Origin of the sequence: Halomonas campaniensis (genome assembly GCF_014193375.1) — a bacterium.
Lineage (GTDB): Bacteria > Pseudomonadota > Gammaproteobacteria > Pseudomonadales > Halomonadaceae > Halomonas > Halomonas campaniensis.
Map to the genome: position 1 here is coordinate 12669 of NZ_JACHZF010000006.1, position 16370 is coordinate 29038.

At 68.9% G+C, this 16370-nt stretch carries 14 protein-coding genes; 6 read left to right on the forward strand and 8 right to left on the reverse strand.

Features of this window, described 5'->3' with window-relative positions; translation table 11 throughout:
* Positions 1-52: 52 nt before the first annotated feature.
* Both BDK63_RS18630 and BDK63_RS04765 read right to left on the reverse strand, forming a co-directional pair.
* Entirely contained in the window at positions 53-418 is a 366-nt protein-coding gene (locus BDK63_RS18630; RefSeq protein ID WP_183330230.1) for a hypothetical protein, read from the reverse strand.
* A gap of 105 nt (positions 419-523) precedes the next feature.
* Positions 524-856 (reverse strand): hypothetical protein, encoded by a 333-nt coding sequence (locus BDK63_RS04765; RefSeq protein WP_183330231.1) that lies wholly within the window; start codon positions 854-856, stop codon positions 524-526.
* Positions 857-1212: 356 nt separating this feature from the next.
* Here BDK63_RS04765 and BDK63_RS04770 point away from each other — a divergent pair, with 356 nt between their 5' ends.
* The 5 genes from BDK63_RS04770 (at position 1213) to BDK63_RS04790 (ending at position 6642) form a co-directional block, all read left to right on the forward strand.
* Complete coding sequence (locus BDK63_RS04770; protein ID WP_183330232.1) at positions 1213-2463, forward strand: quaternary amine ABC transporter ATP-binding protein; 1251 nt, start codon at positions 1213-1215, stop codon at positions 2461-2463.
* Positions 2464-2468: 5 nt separating this feature from the next.
* Positions 2469-3302, forward strand: coding sequence for an ABC transporter permease subunit (locus tag BDK63_RS04775; RefSeq protein ID WP_183330371.1), 834 nt, complete (start codon positions 2469-2471; stop codon positions 3300-3302).
* 77 nt (positions 3303-3379) lie between these two features.
* Positions 3380-4252, forward strand: coding sequence for a glycine betaine ABC transporter substrate-binding protein (locus BDK63_RS04780; protein ID WP_183330233.1), 873 nt, complete (start codon positions 3380-3382; stop codon positions 4250-4252).
* Positions 4253-4506: 254 nt separating this feature from the next.
* Positions 4507-4932 carry a universal stress protein gene (locus BDK63_RS04785; RefSeq protein ID WP_183330234.1) on the forward strand — a complete coding sequence of 142 codons (426 nt, stop codon included), beginning with the start codon at positions 4507-4509 and terminating at the stop codon, positions 4930-4932.
* A 51-nt stretch (positions 4933-4983) separates the two neighbouring features.
* Positions 4984-6642 (forward strand): BCCT family transporter, encoded by a 1659-nt coding sequence (locus tag BDK63_RS04790; protein WP_183330235.1) that lies wholly within the window; start codon positions 4984-4986, stop codon positions 6640-6642.
* Positions 6643-6718: 76 nt separating this feature from the next.
* On the opposite strand, the gene BDK63_RS04795 is transcribed toward BDK63_RS04790, so the two are convergent.
* From BDK63_RS04795 to BDK63_RS04805, 3 genes are all read right to left on the reverse strand, one after another.
* Complete coding sequence (locus BDK63_RS04795; protein ID WP_183330236.1) at positions 6719-7441, reverse strand: 3'-5' exonuclease; 723 nt, start codon at positions 7439-7441, stop codon at positions 6719-6721.
* A 3-nt stretch (positions 7442-7444) separates the two neighbouring features.
* On the reverse strand, positions 7445-9358 hold the full coding sequence (locus BDK63_RS04800; protein WP_183330237.1) for a DUF294 nucleotidyltransferase-like domain-containing protein: 1914 nt from the start codon (positions 9356-9358) through the stop codon (positions 7445-7447).
* Between the two features lie 148 nt (positions 9359-9506).
* Positions 9507-9890 carry a DUF4168 domain-containing protein gene (locus BDK63_RS04805; RefSeq protein ID WP_183330238.1) on the reverse strand — a complete coding sequence of 128 codons (384 nt, stop codon included), beginning with the start codon at positions 9888-9890 and terminating at the stop codon, positions 9507-9509.
* Positions 9891-10199: 309 nt separating this feature from the next.
* Here BDK63_RS04805 and BDK63_RS04810 point away from each other — a divergent pair, with 309 nt between their 5' ends.
* Positions 10200-11132, forward strand: coding sequence for a DMT family transporter (locus BDK63_RS04810; protein ID WP_221202523.1), 933 nt, complete (start codon positions 10200-10202; stop codon positions 11130-11132).
* Here the strand turns inward: BDK63_RS04810 and fdhF are convergent.
* From fdhF to BDK63_RS04825, 3 genes are all read right to left on the reverse strand, one after another.
* The gene (fdhF, locus tag BDK63_RS04815) at positions 11092-14070 is read right to left on the reverse strand and encodes a formate dehydrogenase subunit alpha (RefSeq protein ID WP_183330239.1); all 2979 of its coding nucleotides are present in this window, start codon (positions 14068-14070) and stop codon (positions 11092-11094) included. The genes BDK63_RS04810 and fdhF overlap by 41 nt on opposite strands.
* Positions 14071-14080: 10 nt before the next feature.
* Entirely contained in the window at positions 14081-15799 is a 1719-nt protein-coding gene (locus BDK63_RS04820; RefSeq protein WP_183330240.1) for an NADH-ubiquinone oxidoreductase-F iron-sulfur binding region domain-containing protein, read from the reverse strand.
* A 159-nt stretch (positions 15800-15958) separates the two neighbouring features.
* Positions 15959-16357: a RidA family protein gene (locus BDK63_RS04825; RefSeq protein ID WP_183330241.1), complete on the reverse strand. Its 399-nt coding sequence runs from the start codon at positions 16355-16357 to the stop codon at positions 15959-15961.
* Positions 16358-16370: the final 13 nt, after the last annotated feature.

A 16370-nucleotide genomic window follows, 5' to 3' on the forward strand; every position in this document is an offset into this window, starting at 1 on the left:
GCGCCATGCGACGCCAGGGGAACATCAAGAAGCACCAACGCTCACCGGAAGCTTACCAGCTGCTGTCCTGGCCCTCGGGCTCCTCGTCGAGCATCGGGTCCTGGGACGGGTCGGTCTGGGTCTCGCCGCTGGGCATCGGCTCGGTGCCGCCGCCGAAGCCGGGCTCATCGGCCGGGGCGCCGGGTTCCGCCGGGCTGGCCGGATCGGCCGGGGCCGCGGGGTCGGCCATGGGGTCGCTGGCGGCAGGGTCTGCCGGCGCGGCCGGATCGGCCGGGGCCGCGGGGTCGCCCGGCTGGGTGGTGGCGGCCGGGTCCTGGGCCTGCGGGTCATGCATGTCGGCAACGGCCAGCGGACCGGTCACGAGGCCAAAGGCCACGCCGAGAATGCCGAGTGCCTTGAGGGATTCCTGGGTCTTCATCCTGCACCTCCATTTCGCGGGATATCGCGGTTGTCGCGAGTGATTGACCGCCGCCGATGGCGGTCGTGGACAAGAACGAGTCGGCTCATCGGTTGGGCGAGCCGGTCACAGGCTGCCGGCTTCCTCGTCCTCCATCATCGGTTCCTGATCGGCCATGGGGTCGTCCATCGGATCGTCGCCCATGCCGCCGCCTTCCATGCCGCCCTCATCCATCGGGGCCGACTCCATCGCGGGGTCCTGGTCCATGGCGGGGTCATCTCCCATCGGCGGCTCCTGGGCCGGCTCCTCCATCGGGGCCTGCTGCTCCATGGGGGGCGGCTCGTCGTCGTTGCCGCACCCGGCCAGCGCCAGGCTGCCCAGCGTCATCGCGGTGATTGCCGCCAGGGCGCTCAGTCGACGACGCCTGCCTTGACGATGATTCAACGGGTCTTGGCTCATTCGGGGTCTCCCTCCCTCCATGTGGTATCAACCAGTGACTGCAGGCGCCGTGCCATCCATGCCAAAATGAAAATAAGCAATTATATATCAATAGCTTGGGATCAACCCTCGGGCGCCCGCCGGCCCCCTGCGGGCCCGGCCGGGGGTGGTGAAAAATGGCACATGGGAACGCCCTGACACACCCGGCGCCACCGGCGGCGGCCCGTCCGTTAAGTTGAATGATCATTCAAGAATCCGTAGGGTAGGTAACCTTTCGCACCCGTCAACGCTGCCGCCTGCCTGCCAGGCTGGTGCGGCAGCGCATCGCATACGACGCCTCCTGCGTCGCGCCAGGGGCTGACAGAAAGGCATCGCCAATGAACGAGAACCGAAACGTCAAGATTCGGGTTCGCAACCTGAGCAAGGTCTTCGGCAGCCACCCGAAGAAGGCGCTCGAACTGCGCAACCAGGGCCTCAAGCGCCCGGAGATCTTCGAGAAGACCGGCCAGACACTGGGCCTCTCCCACATCGACTTCGACGTCTACGAGGGGGAACTGCTGGTGATCATGGGCCTGTCGGGCTCGGGGAAGTCGACCCTGATCCGCTGCCTCAACCGGCTGATCGAACCGACCGAGGGGGAGATCGTCATCGACGGCGAGGACATCCCGACGCTCGACACCAAGGCGCTGCTCGAGTGCCGCCGCCGCCACTTCTCCATGGTGTTCCAGAACTTCGCCCTCTTCCCCCATCGCACCGTGCAGCAGAACGCCGAGTTCGGCCTGGAGATCCGCGGCGTTCCCACCGAGGAGCGCGGCGAGACCGCCCGCCATGCCCTGAAGCAGGTCGGCCTGGAGGGCTGGGAGGACGCCTACCCCAACCAGCTCTCCGGCGGCATGCAGCAGCGCGTCGGCCTGGCCCGGGCGCTGGCCAACGATGCCAGCGTGCTGCTGATGGACGAGGCCTTCTCGGCCCTGGATCCGCTGATCCGCGGCGACATGCAGCAGGAGCTGCTCGAGCTGCAGAATCGCATGCAGAAGACCACCGTCTTCATCACCCACGACCTGGACGAGGCGCTGACCATCGGCGACCGCATCATCCTGCTCAAGGATGGCGAGATCGTGCAGATCGGCACCCCCGAGGAGATCCTCACCCGCCCCGCCGACGACTATGTCCGTCGCTTCATCGAGGGCGTCGACAAGTCCCGCATCCTCACCGCCGAGCACGCCATGCGTCCGGTGCGGGCCACCGCCCGGGAGGGCGACGGCCCGCGCACCGTGCTGCGCCGCATGCACGAGCACAACCTGGACTCCATCTACGTCACCGGCCGTGACCGCCGCCTGCACGGGCTGCTCGAGGTGGACGCCGCCCAACAGGCCGCCCAGCAGGGGCAGGACACCATCCGCGAGGCCATGACCCAGGACTTCCGCCGCGTGACGCCGGACGAGCCGATGCACAACCTCTTCGCGATGTTCAGCGAGAAGGGCTTTCCCATCGCGGTGGTGGACGACGACCAGCGGCTGCTGGGCGTAGTGGTCAAGGGCGCCGTCCTCGATGAGCTGGCCCAGGCCGCCGAAGCGGCCCCGACGGCAGACGCCGACAACGACACCGCAGCGGCAGGAGAACAGTAATGGCGATCGAATTTCCGCGCATTCCGCTGGGCCAGTGGATCGAGGGTGGCCTCGACTGGCTGACCAGCGAGTACTCCGTGGTGACCCGCGGCATCTCACGGGTCACCCAGACCGGTATCGACGGGCTCAACGACGCCCTGATGTGGCTGCCCGAGTGGGGCCTGATGGCGATCCTGGCCGCGATCTGCTGGAGGGTGGCCAACCTGCGCCTGGCCATCGGCGCCGTGGCTGGCCTGGCGGTGATCTGGAACCTTGGGCTGTGGAACCCGATGATCGAGACCCTGACGCTGGTGGTGATCGCCACCCTGGTGGCGGTGACCATCGCCATCCCGGTGGGCATCGCCGCGGCGCTCTCCGAGCGGCTCTACCGCGGCATCATGCCGGTGCTCGACTTCATGCAGACCATGCCCGCCTTCGTCTACCTGATCCCGGCGATCCCGTTCTTCGGCATCGGCTCGGTGTCGGCGATCTTCGCCACGGTGATCTTCTCCATGCCGCCGGCGATCCGCTTCACCACCCTGGGCATCCGCCAGGTGCCGGTGGAGCTGATCGAGGCCGCCGACGCCTATGGCGCCACGCGCCGCCAGAAGCTGCTCAAGGTGCAGTTGCCGATGTCGCTGCCCACGGTGATGGCCGGCATCAACCAGACCATCATGCTGGCCCTCTCCATGGTGGTGATCGCCGCCATGATCGGCGCCGATGGCCTGGGCAGCGAGGTGTGGCGGGCCATCCAGCGGCTGCGCCCGGGGGACGGCTTCGAGGCCGGCATCGCCGTGGTGATCCTGGCCATGCTGCTCGACCGCCTGACCCAGTCACTCCGCAAGCAGCGCAAGTCCTGAGCGTTGAGCGCCGGCCTTGAAACCGCCGGTCGCCACCCTCAGGGTATTAAGTTGAACATCAAGAGAAGGGGAACACGATGAAGAAGCACCCGCTGAACCGTCGCATCCGTCTCGCCGGCCTGGCACTGGCCACCGGCGCCGCCCTCACCGCCGGCGCCGCCCAGGCGCAGGACAAGGGCACCGTTCACCTGGCCTACGTGGAGTGGTCCTCCGAGGTCGCCTCCACCAACGTGGTCCGCGCCGTGCTCGAGCAGGCCGGCTACGAGGTCAACATGACATCGCTCTCCGCCGCCGCCATGTGGCAGGCCATGGGCAGCGGCGATGCCGACGCCATCGTGGCCGCCTGGCTGCCCACCACCCACGCCGACTACCTCGACCGCGTCAGCGACGACGTCGAGGACCTGGGCGTGAACCTGGACGGCACCAAGCTCGGCCTGGTGGTGCCCGCCTACAGCGACGTCGAGACCATCGCCGACCTCAATGACCATGCCGACGCCTTCAACGGCGAGATCATCGGCATCGACCCCGGCGCCGGCCTGATGAGCCTGACCGAGGAGGTCATCGACACCTATGACCTCGACCTGCGCCTGCGCAGCGGCAGCGGCGCCACCATGACCGCCGCCCTGGCCAGCGCCATCGACAACGAGGAGAACATCGTCGTCACCGGCTGGACGCCCCACTGGAAGTTCGCGCGCTTCGACCTCAAGTACCTCGAGGATCCGCAGGGCGTCTACGGCGGTGCCGAGCAGATCCACACCATCGTGCGCCAGGGCCTGGCCGACGACATGCCGGAGGCCCACGCCATCCTCGACGCCTTCGAGTGGACGCCGGAGCAGATGGGCGAGGTGATGCTGATGAACCAGGAAGAGGGCTCCGACCCCTACGAGAACGCCAAGCAGTGGGTCGAGGAGAACCAGGACATCGTGGCGTCCTGGCTCGGCGAGAGCTGAGGTCCATAACGGCCCGCGCGGGCCGGTGAGCAGGGGGAGGCACTCTCGGGTGCCTCCCCCTTTGCGTGGTCCCGCCGCACCCGATTGTGCCGCAGCGCCTGGCCGGGGTCGGGAATTCGCCTCCCGCACTCAAGCTGCGTACAATTATGGTACAAGTATCGTGAAGGGTCGTTGAATCCTCGCCCTGAAGTGGGACTACGCTTCAATACGCGACCTTTGCGCCGCATCATCGCAGCCAAGAGGGAAACGACGTCATGTACAGCAAGATCATGGTGCCGATCGACCTGGCACACATCCCGTTGATCGAGCCCACCCTGCAGACGGTGGCGGACCTGGCGCAGCACTACAACGCCGAAGTGTGCTACGTCGGGGTGACCGCCAATACCCCGGGCAGCGTGGCCCGCACTCCCCAGGAGTTCAGCCAGAAGCTCGAGGCCTTCGCCCAGGAGCGGGCCAAGGTCCATGGCCAGCCGGTCAGCACCCACACCATCGTCAGTCCCGATCCCATCGCCGACCTCGATGACGACCTGATCCAGGCGATCAAGGACGTGGGTGCCGACCTGGTGGTCATGCCGACCCATCCACCGAAGCATATCGACGTGATCATGCCGTCCCACGGCGGCAAGGTGGCCACCCACACCGACGTCTCGGTGTTCCTGGTGCGCCCGACCAAGGGGTAGACCGACCACCCCGGATCCACATTACGACGCTACGCAAGGGAGAGAGCCACCATGGCCAATGACGAGAACGCCAACGAGAAGCCAACGGCTTCCGAGGGCATTCCCGCCCCGGAGGGGGCCGCCAACCTGATCGACACGGACTACGTGATCGGCCAGGACAACATCACCGCTTCCCCCCTGGGGATCGACGTGGACCTGCACGGCAAGGTCTTCATGTTCTCCTCGATCGTGATCCTGCTGTTCGTGATCCTGACGCTGGCCCTGCAGGATCAGATGGAGCCGATCTTCAACAGCATGTTCAGCTTCCTCACCACCAACCTGGGGTGGGTGTTCTTGCTGGGCGCCAACGTCTTCGTGCTGCTGGCGCTGGTGCTGATCTTCACCCCCCTGGGCCGCGTGCGCATCGGCGGCGCCGACGCCACGCCGGACTTCGGCTACGCCGGCTGGTTCGCCATGCTGTTCGCCGCCGGCATGGGCATCGGCCTGATGTTCTACGGGGTGTCGGAGCCGCTGGGCCACTACGGCACCGCCCTGGGGGGGATCTCCCTGGGCGAGGATGGCCTGCGCACCGACTGGGCCCCGCTGGGCGGTGCCGAGGGTGACCAGGCCGGCGCCATCTCGCTGAGCATGGCCGCCACCATCTTCCACTGGGGCCTGCACCCCTGGGGCGCCTATGCCATCGTCGGCCTGTCGCTGGCGATCTTCGCCTTCAACAAGGGCCTGCCGCTGACCATGCGCTCGATCTTCTACCCGATCCTGGGCGAGCGCGTGTGGGGCTGGCCGGGGCATGTGATCGACATCCTGGCGGTGTTCGCCACCCTGTTCGGCCTGACCACCTCGCTGGGTATCGGCGCCACCCAGGCGGCCGGCGGCCTCAACTACCTGTTCGGCATTCCCTCGGGCGACGCCACCCTGGTGCTGCTGATCCTGGGTATCACCCTCGTGGCGCTGGGCTCGATCATGCTTGGCGTCGACAAGGGCGTTCAACGCCTGTCGCAGATCAACATGAGCCTCGCCGCCCTGCTGCTGCTGTTCGTGATCCTGGTCGGCCCGACGCTGATGATCGCCACCGGGGTGGTCGAGAACCTGATCGGCTACGTGACGCACCTGCCGGCGCTCTCCATGCCCTTCGGGCGCGAGGACGCCAACTTCAGCCAGGGCTGGACGGCCTTCTACTGGGCCTGGTGGATCGCCTGGTCCCCCTTCGTCGGCATGTTCATCGCCCGGGTCAGCCGCGGTCGCACCGTGCGCGAGTTCCTGATCTCGGTGCTGTTGATCCCCACCCTGGCCTCGGTGGTGTGGATGACGGCCTTCGGCACCACCGCCATCGACCAGGTGATCAGTGACGGCATCACCGAGGTGCAGGATGCCGCCCTGGAGCTGCAGCTCTTCACCATGCTGGAGTACCTGCCGCTGACCGCCATCACCTCCTTCGTCGGCATCGTGCTGGTGGTGGTGTTCTTCATCACCTCGTCGGACTCCGGCTCGCTGGTGATCGACTCCATCACCGCCGGCGGCAAGGTCGACGCTCCCAAGCCCCAGCGCGTGTTCTGGGCACTGATCGAAGGGGCCCTGGCCATCGCCCTGCTGCTGGGCGGCGGCCTCGCCGCCCTGCAGACGGCGGCGCTGACCACCGGCCTGCCCTTCACCCTGGTGCTGCTGGTGGGCTGCTACGCCATCATCAAGGGGCTGATGAGCGAACCTCGCTGATCCCGGCTCCTCGACGTTCCACAAGGGCGGCCTGCGGGCCGCCCTTCCTGTTGGCGGACCGAACCGCCCGAAGGCCTCAGCTCCACAGCTCCCCGACCGGGGTGTCGGGCGAGTAGTGGGCGGCGATCTGGGCCTGCAGCAGCTCGGCGGTGGCCAGGGCATCGACCAGGGCATGGTGGCCCTGGTAGGGCGGCAGCCCGTAGCGCTCGCGGCTGTTGTGCAGGCGGATCGACACCGGGGGACGGCCCATCCAGCGGCGCAGCCGCGCCAGCACCGACTGGCGGTGGCGGCGCGCCTCCAGCGACATGGTGTCGATCACCGGAAAGCGCAACCCCTCACCCAGGCGGGCCTGCACCGCCGAGTCCAGGAAGGGCCGTTCGATCTGGCGGTAGTGCACCACCACCAGGCGGCCGGCCAGGGCCTCGAACAGCGCGGGCAGGATCGCCTCCAGGTCCGGGGCATGCTCCACCTCGGCGTGGGTGATGCGGTGCAGGGTCACCGACTGGCGATTCAGCGGGCGCGGCGGCCGCACCACCCAGTAGTGGCGGTCGGCCAGGCGGATGCGCGCCAGGCTGAAGGGCACCAGGCCGATGCTGACGATGGCGTGCCGGCGCGGGTCCAGGCCGGTGGTCTCCATGTCCATGGCCACCAGCGGCACCTCGCCGATGGGCGTGTCCGGGGCCGGGCAGCCGGCGGCGAAGTAGCCCTCGAGAAGCGGATGCTGGACCCGTGTGGCCCGGTCGGCCAGGTACTCGGGCCAGGTGGGGACCTGGCGACGGCGGGGGGGAAGGACAAGCATGGGCTAGCCCGGCCGGGGCCGGCCCGCGGCCGGCATGGGGTAGCGGAACTTGAGGAACTTCTGGGCGTTGCTGAGCACCTGGAATGCATCCTTGAGGGTGTGCCGCTCGGCGTCGGAGACGTTCTCGGGCTCGATGTTGTTGTCCGGCGAGCGCTCGTGCTGCAGGTCGATCACCTGGTGGCGAATCCGCGCCATGGCCAGGAATTCCAGGGCATAGCGCAGCTTGTCACTCACCCCCGGCGCCAGCAGCTGGGTGCGGTCGATGTCGTCGAGCCGCTCGAAGCTGTTCTGGGCCCGGGAGCCACAGGCCAGGGCGTGCACCCGGATCAGGTCGGTCAGCGGCGCGGTGCCGCGGCGCTTGAGATTGATCGAGTTGTTGTGCTTTCCGTCCTTCTCCATCACGAAGGTGCGGAAGAACCCCAGCGGCGGCGTGCGGTTGAGCGCGTTGCGCCCCATGGCGGCCAGGAAGCGCGGACTCTGCGGGGCCTGCTCGGCCACCAGGTCCTGGAGCTGCTCAACGAAGCGGTTCTCGCCGTGCACGACGTCCAGGTCGAAGAAGATCGAGCTGTGCAGCAGCCGCTCCGGCGTGGGGTTGGCGATCCAGTCCCGGAAGTAGCCTTTCCACACCGAGAGCGGCTGCCGCCAGCGCGAGTTGGTGGCCATGATGTCGCCCGTGCAATAGGTGTAGCCACAGGCATGCAGGCCGTCGCTGACGATCCTGGCCATCTCCAGGAAGTAGTCGTCGTGGCGGTCGGGATCGAAGTCGTCGGCCAGCACCAGGGCATTGTCCTGGTCGGTGACGATGGACTGCTCGTTGCGCGCCATGGAGCCCATGGCCATGAAGCAGTAGGCCACCGGCGGCGGCCCCAGCGCCTCCTCGGCGAGCTCCAGCAGGCGCCGGGTGAAGCTGCGGCCGATGGTGGAGAGGGCGCTGCCGATCATCCGCGAGTCGGCACCATCCTCCACCATGCGCACGAAGGCGGCGCGCACGTCCGGCGCCAGCTTGGCGAGGCCCTCGGTCGTGGACTGGTTGAAGATGTTGCTGACCAGGTAGAGGCTCGAGTGGGTCTCGTAGCGGATGATGTCGGAGAGGTGGACGATGCCCACCGGATGGCGGCGGTGCATCACCGGCAGGTGGTGGATGTTGTTGCGCAGCATGGTGAGCATCGCCTCGTGCACCGACTCGTCGGACTGGATCGCCACCAGCCGGTCGCCCACGATCTCCCCCACCGGCGTCTCGGGGCCGCGCCCCTGGGCCACCAGGCGGCGGAAATCGCTGTCGGTGAGGATGCCACGCACCTGCCAGGCGCGCTCCTCGCTGTCGCGGAAGGTGTAGCGGGGGTTGTCGCCGGGCTCGTCCAGCACCAGCACCGCCGAGGCGCCGAAGTCGCCGACCAGGCGCGCGGCCTCCTGGACGCTGGTGGTCGCCTCCACCATCACCGGGTAGCGGGTCAGCAGCTTGCGCACCCGGGTGATCATCATGTCGTTCTGCTTCTTGTGCTGCTCCACCGCGGACTCGAGGCGCGGGCGCTCCAGCTCGACGAAGTCGGCGAAGTGCTCGTCCTCCTCGCAGAGCCGCTGGAACAGCGCCTCGGGGATGAAGTAGATCAGGGTGTCCTCGAGGGCCCGGGCGGGAAAGCGCACCCGGTGGTTACGCAGCAGGCTGAAGTGGCCGAAGATGTCGCCCTCGCCCAGGCGGTTGTAGAGGTCGCCGTTGCGGCGATAGACCTCCACCGCCCCGCTGCGGATGTAGCCCAGCTCGTGGATCTCCCGGTCGAGGAGCAGGATGTCGGTGCCTGCCTTGTAGTAGGCCACCTCCACCTCGCCGGCCACCGCATCGAGCAGGTCGTCGGAGATGCCATCGAAGGGCGGGAAGCGCCCCATGTGCTGGCGGATCTCCAGCAGTTCGACTTCCATGTGTCACGCTCCCGGCGTCAGGTGGCTCGCTGAGCCAAGTCTGGAAGCTCGCCGGGGCGCTGTAAAGCCGGCGCCCATGCGAAAACGGCCACCCCGAGGAGTGGCCGTTCGCGCTGCCGATGGGAGTCGGCGTCAGGGAGTGACCGTCTTACGACTGGGCCATCTCCTGGACGCGCTGCATCAGCTCGGGATCCTGCTGGATCGCCTGGCCGATGGCGTTGAAGGTATCCACGTCGAGGCCGCTGTCCTCGACCACCTCGACCATCCTGTCGTTGGCTTCCATGCGCACTTCCTGCTGGGAGGCTTCATCCTCGGCGGCGTGCAGGCGCTCGGTATACTCCTGGGAGATCACGGCGATCTCCTGGGAGGCATCGGCGAACTGCTGCAGCTGCTGATCGGAGAAGTCCTGGGCGGGAGCGGCAGCCTGCGGCTGTTCGGTGGCTGCGGCCGGGTCCTGCTGGGCGTGGGCGGCGGCGGACATCAGGCCGGCGCTGAGCAGGGCAGCCGAGAACAGTGCAGTCATCCGTTTCATGAATACCTCCAGGGTGTTGCGTGTGTGTGACCAGTGTGACGACCTCGGGCGCCCCGCGTTCAGAATTTTCGTGTAAAAGTTGGCAACGGAAGGCATCTCTTTCCTTACAGGCGTTGGCATCTTGCGACAGGGTAAGCCACCACTCCGCCGCGAGGCCCGTCATGCCAGGCCCTGCCGGGTCAGCCACATGATGCAAACGCGATGCATTACGCTGCGAAGAAAGTGGCCCGTCCCGAGGGGGACTTTGCGAAACCCGGCCGGCGCAGTATCGTCAGGGGCTCTCTGGAACCCCTGACCTGGACGTCTGCCATGCCTGCCACCCCCTCCTCCCGGATGGCCACCCTGTGGCTCGCCGCCATGCCGCTGCTGTTCGTGGCGCTGTGGAGCACCGGCTTCATCGGTGCCAAGTTCGGCCTGCCCTACGCCGAACCCTTCACCTTCCTGTTCATCCGCTTCGCCCTGACCCTGGCGCTGCTGGTGCCGCTGGCCCACTGGCTCTCGGGCGAGTGGCCGCGGGGCGCGCGGCTGTGGGGGCATATCGCCGTCTCCGGCCTGCTGGTGCATGGCGCCTACCTGGGCGGGGTCTTCTATGGCATCTACCTGGGCATGCCGGCGGGGCTCGCCTCGCTGCTGGTCGGCCTGCAGCCGCTGCTCACCGCCGCCCTGGCCGGCCCGCTGCTCGGGGAGCGGCTCTCGCTGGCGCAGTGGCTGGGGCTGGCGCTGGGGCTGGTGGGCATCACCCTGGTGCTGGGCAGCAAGCTGGACCCCGGCGAGGCGCTGTTCCAGGGCTTCGGCCTGGGCGCCCTGGCCGCGGTGAGCGTCGCGCTGGCGGGCATCTCCTGCGGCACCCTCTACCAGAAGCGCTACTGCACCGGCATGCCGCTGCTCTCCGGCACCGTGGTGCAGTACCTGGCCGCCGGGATCCTGCTGGGGATCGGTGCCCTGCTCTTCGAGGAGCGCAGCGTGGAGTGGACGCCCACCTTCCTGCTAACCCTGGGCTGGCTGGTGCTGGTGCTGTCGATCAGCGCCATCCTGCTGCTGATGGCGCTGATCCGGCGGGGCGAGGCGTCCCGGGTGGCCAGCCTCTTCTACCTGGTGCCGCCGGTGACGGCGCTGCAGGCGTGGTGGCTGTTCGACGAGCGGCTGCCCCTGCCGGCGCTGGCCGGCATGGCCATCGCCATCGCCGGCGTGGTGCTGGTGGTCAGGGGGAAGCCGGCGACAGGCGGCAGGCCGCGTACTTGAACTCCGGGATCTTGCCGAAGGGGTCCAGGGCCGGGTTGGTCAGCAGGTTGGCCGCCGCTTCCACGTAGGCGAAGGGCACGAAGACCATGCCCTCGGGCATGCCCGGGTCGACTCGCGCCGCCAGGGTGATCGCGCCGCGCCGGGTGGTGATGGTGATCGGCGTGCCAGGCGCCACGCCGAGCCGGTGCAGCTCCCCCGGCGACAGGCTGGCCGACGCCTCGGGCTCGAGCGCGTCGAGGACGCTGGCCCGCCGCGTCATGGCGCCGGTGTGCCAGTGCTCCAGCTGGCGCCCGGTGGTCAGCACCGTGGGGTAGTCGGCGTCGATCGGCTCGTCCGGCGGCAGCGGCCGGGTGGGCGAGAACGTCGCCCGGCCGCCAGCCCGGGGGAAGGCGTCGGAGAACACCACGTCATCCCCCGGCGCATCGTCGGCCGGGCACGGGTAGGTCACCGAGCCCTCGCGCTCCAGGCGCTCCCAGGCGATATGGTCCAGGGAGTGCATGCCCTGTTTCATCTCGGCAAACACCTCGCGCGGGTGGGCGTAGTCCCAGGCCAGCCCCAGGCGCCGGGCGATCTCCTGGATGATCCACCAGTCGGGTTTCGCCTCCCCCGGCGGGGCCACGGCGGCCCGGCCCAGCTGCACCTGGCGGTTGGTGTTGGTCACCGTGCCGTCCTTCTCGGGCCAGGCGGTGGCCGGCAGGATGACGTCGGCGAACTGGGCGGTCTCGGTGACGAACAGGTCCTGCACCACCAGGTGTTCCAGGGCGGCCAGCGCCTGGCGGGCGTGGTGGAGGTCCGGGTCGGACATCGCCGGGTTCTCGCCGAGGATGTACATCCCCTTGATGGTCCCGGCCAGGATGGCATCCATGATCTCCACCACGGTGAGCCCGGGCTCGGGGTCGAGCTCGGCGTTCCAGAGCTCCTCGAAGGCGGCACGCAGCTGGGCGTCGCCCACCGGCTGATAGTCGGGCAGCACCATGGGGATCAGGCCGGCATCGGAGGCGCCCTGGACGTTGTTCTGGCCGCGCAGCGGGTGCAGGCCGGTGCCGGGGCGGCCGGTCTGGCCGCAGGCCAGCGCCAGCGAGATCAGGCAGCGGGCGTTGTCGGTGCCGTGGACGTGCTGGGAGATGCCCATGCCCCAGAAGATCATCGCCCGCTCGGCGGTGGCGTAGGCGCGGGCGATCTCACGGATGGCCTCGGGGGACACACCGCACAGTCCGCTCATCGCCTCCGGGGTCATGTCCGCCACGCTGGCCCTGAGCGCCTCGAAGCCCTCGGTGTGGGCGTCGATGTACGCCTGGTCGTAGAGCCCCTCGCTGACGATCACGTTGAGCATGGCGTTGTAGAGCGCCACGTCGCCGCCGGGGGTGAAGCGCACGCTGCGCCAGGCGTAGGCATCCAGCGCCTGGCCGCGGGGGTCGAGGATGATCAGCTTGGTGCCGTTTCTGGCCGCCTGCTTGAAGTAGGTGGCCGCCACCGGGTGGTTCACCGCCGGGTTGCAGCCGGTGAGGATCACCACGTCGGCCTCGAGGGCCTGCATGAATGACGCCGTCACCGCGCCGGAGCCCAGGCACTCCATCAGCGCCGCCACGGAACTGGCGTGGCAGAGCCGCGTGCAGTGGTCCACGTGGTTGGAGCCGAAACCTGTGCGCACCAGCTTCTGGAACAGCCAGGCCTCCTCGTTGGAGCACTTGGCGCTGCCGAAGCCGGCCAGGCCATCGGGACCCTGGGCCGCCTTGAGGTCGGCGAGCCCGCCCGCGGCGGCGTCCAGCGCCTCCTCCCAGCTCGCCTCGCGGAAATGGGTCAGCGGCCGGGCCGTATCGAAATCGGGGTCGAGCCCCTTGGGCACGCCCGGCCTGCGGATCAGTGGCTTGGTCAGCCGCGCCGGGTGGTTGGGGTAGTCGAAGCCGAAGCGCCCCTTGACGCAGAGCCGGTTCTGGTTCGACGGCCCGTCGCGGCCCTCGACGAAGAGAATGCGCCCAGGCCCCGGGGCTGTTCCGGCGACAGGACTGCGGGGAGGCGCTACAAGTCCCTCCCTGGAGGCTACCTCGGCCATCCCTGGTCCTCGGACCTCCCCTTCGTCCTGCCCCCGGTGCTCCTCGACGTGTGGTACGTCATCCTTCACATGGTAGGTAAGCTGGCAGCCCACCCCGCAGTAGGGGCAAACGGAGTCGACGGTGCGGTCGGCCACCGCCGAGTCGCCGCGGCCCGCCTCGTCCACCAGGGTGGCGGGCATCAGCGCCCCGGTGGGGCAGGCCTGGACGCACTCGCCGCAGGCCACGCAGGTACTCTCCCCCATGGGGTCGTCGAAATCGAAGACAATCTTCGCCGCCGCCCCGCGATGGGCCAGCCCGATGACGTCGTTGCCCTGCACCTCGCGGCAGGCACGCACGCAGAGGCCGCACTCGATGCAGGCGTCGAGGTTGACGCTCATCGCCGGGTGGCTGGCGTCCTGCCCCCCGGCATGGGGGAGCTCGGCCGAGCGTTCGGCGACATGGTGAACCGTGGGCGCCGCCCGTTCCGCGCGGGCGGGCAGGCGTGCCTGCACAGCGGTGGCGTCGATGGCCAGGGCGTCGGCCATGGCCCAGAAGTGGCTGGAACGGTCGGGGCCCGCCTCTCGTGCCGGCTGGTCGGCGAGCAGCAGCGCCATGACGCCCTCGCGCGCCTCCCGGGCACGCTCGGAGCTGGCACTCCTCACCACCATCCCGGGAGCCGCCTCGCGGATGCAGCTCGCCGCCAGCACTCGCTCGCCCTCGATCTCGACCATGCAGGCCCGGCAGTTGCCGTCGGCCCGGTAGCCGGGGGCGTCCTTGAAGCAGAGGTGCGGGATGGTCTCGCCGGCGCGCCGGGCCACCTGCCAGAGGGTCTCGCCGGGAAAGGCGCTGATCTCAGCGCCATCCAGGGTCAGGGTAAAGCTCTCGTTCACGCTCGGGTCGCTCATCTCTGCCTCCCTACCCCTTCACGATCAGGTTCTGGGCCGCGAGCTCGTCGCGGAAGTCCCGAAGCAGGCTCAGCACCGGGTTGGGGGCCGCCTGGCCCAGGCCGCAGATGGAGGCATCCATCATCACCCGGGAGAGCCGCTCGAGCTGCTCGACATCCCAGGCGTCGCGCTCCAGCAGGGTCAGCATCTTCTCGGTGCCGACCCGGCACGGTGTGCACTGGCCGCAGGATTCGTCGGCGAAGAAGGCCAGCAGGTTGGTGGCCACCGCACGCAGGTCATCCTGGTCCGAAAGCACTATCACGGCGGCGGAGCCGATAAAGCAGCCCGCCTCCTGAAGGGTATCGAAGTCCAGCGGAATATCGGCCTTGCTGGCCGGCAGGATCCCCCCGGAGGCGCCCCCCGGCAGGTAGCCGGCGAGGCGGTGACCCTCCTGCATGCCGCCGCCATACTCTTGCAGCAACTCGTTCAGGGTGATCCCGGCCGGGGCCAGGTGCACCCCGGGGCGCTTGACCCGGCCGGAGAGCGAGAAGCTGCGTAGCCCGCGGCGGCCATGGCGGCCCTGGTCGGCGAACCAGTCGGCGCCCTTCTCGTGGATCAGCGGGATCCAGTAGACGGTTTCCACGTTGTTGACCAGGGTGGGACGGTCGAAGAGCCCCTTCTGGGCGACGAAGGGCGGGCGGTGGCGGGGCTTGCCGGGCTTGCCCTCCAGGGACTCGATCAGCGCCGACTCCTCGCCGCAGATGTAGGCGCCGGCGCCACGACGCAGGATCACGAAGTCCGGCGCGACCAGGCCCGCGGCGACCAGCTCATCGATGGCCTCGCACAGCACCCGATGCAGGCCGGGATACTCGTCGCGAAGGTAGATATAGAGCGCGCAGGCCTCCACCGCCCAGGCACTGATCAGGGCCCCCTCCAGGAAGCGGTGCGGCTCGCGCTCCAGGTAATGGCGGTCCTTGAAGGTGCCGGGCTCGCCCTCGTCGGCGTTGATCACCGCATAGCGCGGGCCGGGCTCGGCGCGCACCGCCTGCCACTTGCGGTAGGTGGGAAACCCCGCCCCGCCAAGGCCCCTCAGCCCCGAACGCTCGAGTTCGTCGATCAGCGCCTCGACGCTCACCTCACCGTCGCGACACGCGGCCAGCAGGCGGTAGCCGCCGGCGCCGCGGTAATCGGCCAGGCGCTGCCAGAGGATCGCCTCGGGATGGAAGTGGCCGGTATCCACCACCGCCTCCACGCCCTCGGCGGTGGCGAAGAGCACGTGGTGGTGGCCCACCTCCGCCACCGGCGCGGTGTCGCAGCGCCCCATGCAGGGGGCGCGCACCACGCGCACCGTCTCGGGGGCGAAGCCGGCCGCGAGGCGTTCGCGCAGGGCTTCGGCGCCTGCCAGCTGGCAGGAGAGCGAATCGCAGACCCGCACCGTGACCTCCGGCGGCGGCGACTGGTCGTCGTGGACCACGTCGAAGTGGGCGTAGAAGGTGGCCGTCTCGTAGACCGTCGCCATGGGCAGGGCCATGTAGGCGGCCAGCGCCCGCAGTTCCGCCAGGGAGAGGTGGCCATGGGCATCCTGGAGGGCGTGCAGGTGCTCGATGAGCCGGTCCCGCTGTCGCAGGCCCGGGTCGGCGCGCTCGTCGCCCAGCAGCATGCGCAGGGCCGCCAGCGCCACCGGCGGCAGGTCGCGTCCGCGCGGCTTGCCGCGGAAGGGACGCTTGGGATTGACGATCGATTCTGTCATGGCGGGCTCGTTGTAATGCTTGTGAGGTGGCGCGATGTCGACAGCTTGCCGGCCCTTGGCGGGCGACGACGGCCATCATCGGCATGGTGTCACCCGCCCGACATCAGGACAATGGCTGGGCAACGGGCCGGTGAGCGAATGGATACGAGGATGTCGCGCTCAGCACAACTCGCCGTCAACGGTTTCCTGCATGACAGCATAGGCCACCATCTCGACGAGCATCTCCTCCCGGGCGAATCCCGAGACGATGATCGCCGCGCGATTGGGGTAAGGCGCGCTGACGTACTCGGCATAGAGGCGATTGACCGTGGCCAGGTCCTCGCGACGGGTCACGTAGATCAGCACCTGGGTCAGGTTGGCCATGCTGCCGCCGGCACACGCCAGGGTGTGACGGAGGTTCTCCAGGGTCTGGCGGGCCTGGGCCTCGATCCCGCCGTCGACGACGGCCCCGTCGGCGCCGATGGGGATCTGGGCGGTGAAGAGGATGCCATTGCCGATGACGGCCCACTCCAGCGGGGCCTTGGCGGCATAGAGGTCGGTGGCGACGGGTTGGATCATGGAAGCGTCTCGT

Bases quoted from the DNA above. Each gene is read 5' to 3' on its own strand.
- BDK63_RS18630 (WP_183330230.1), bottom strand. From the start codon at position 418: ATGAAGACCCAGGAATCCCTCAAGGCACTCGGCATTCTCGGCGTGGCC.
- BDK63_RS04765 (WP_183330231.1), bottom strand. From the start codon at position 856: ATGAGCCAAGACCCGTTGAATCATCGTCAAGGCAGGCGTCGTCGACTG.
- BDK63_RS04770 (WP_183330232.1), top strand. From the start codon at position 1,213: ATGAACGAGAACCGAAACGTCAAGATTCGGGTTCGCAACCTGAGCAAG.
- BDK63_RS04780 (WP_183330233.1), top strand. From the start codon at position 3,380: ATGAAGAAGCACCCGCTGAACCGTCGCATCCGTCTCGCCGGCCTGGCA.
- BDK63_RS04785 (WP_183330234.1), top strand. From the start codon at position 4,507: ATGTACAGCAAGATCATGGTGCCGATCGACCTGGCACACATCCCGTTG.
- BDK63_RS04790 (WP_183330235.1), top strand. From the start codon at position 4,984: ATGGCCAATGACGAGAACGCCAACGAGAAGCCAACGGCTTCCGAGGGC.
- BDK63_RS04795 (WP_183330236.1), bottom strand. From the start codon at position 7,441: ATGCTTGTCCTTCCCCCCCGCCGTCGCCAGGTCCCCACCTGGCCCGAG.
- BDK63_RS04800 (WP_183330237.1), bottom strand. From the start codon at position 9,358: ATGGAAGTCGAACTGCTGGAGATCCGCCAGCACATGGGGCGCTTCCCG.
- BDK63_RS04805 (WP_183330238.1), bottom strand. From the start codon at position 9,890: ATGAAACGGATGACTGCACTGTTCTCGGCTGCCCTGCTCAGCGCCGGC.
- BDK63_RS04810 (WP_221202523.1), top strand. From the start codon at position 10,200: ATGCCTGCCACCCCCTCCTCCCGGATGGCCACCCTGTGGCTCGCCGCC.
- fdhF (WP_183330239.1), bottom strand. From the start codon at position 14,070: ATGAGCGACCCGAGCGTGAACGAGAGCTTTACCCTGACCCTGGATGGC.
- BDK63_RS04820 (WP_183330240.1), bottom strand. From the start codon at position 15,799: ATGACAGAATCGATCGTCAATCCCAAGCGTCCCTTCCGCGGCAAGCCG.
- BDK63_RS04825 (WP_183330241.1), bottom strand. From the start codon at position 16,357: ATGATCCAACCCGTCGCCACCGACCTCTATGCCGCCAAGGCCCCGCTG.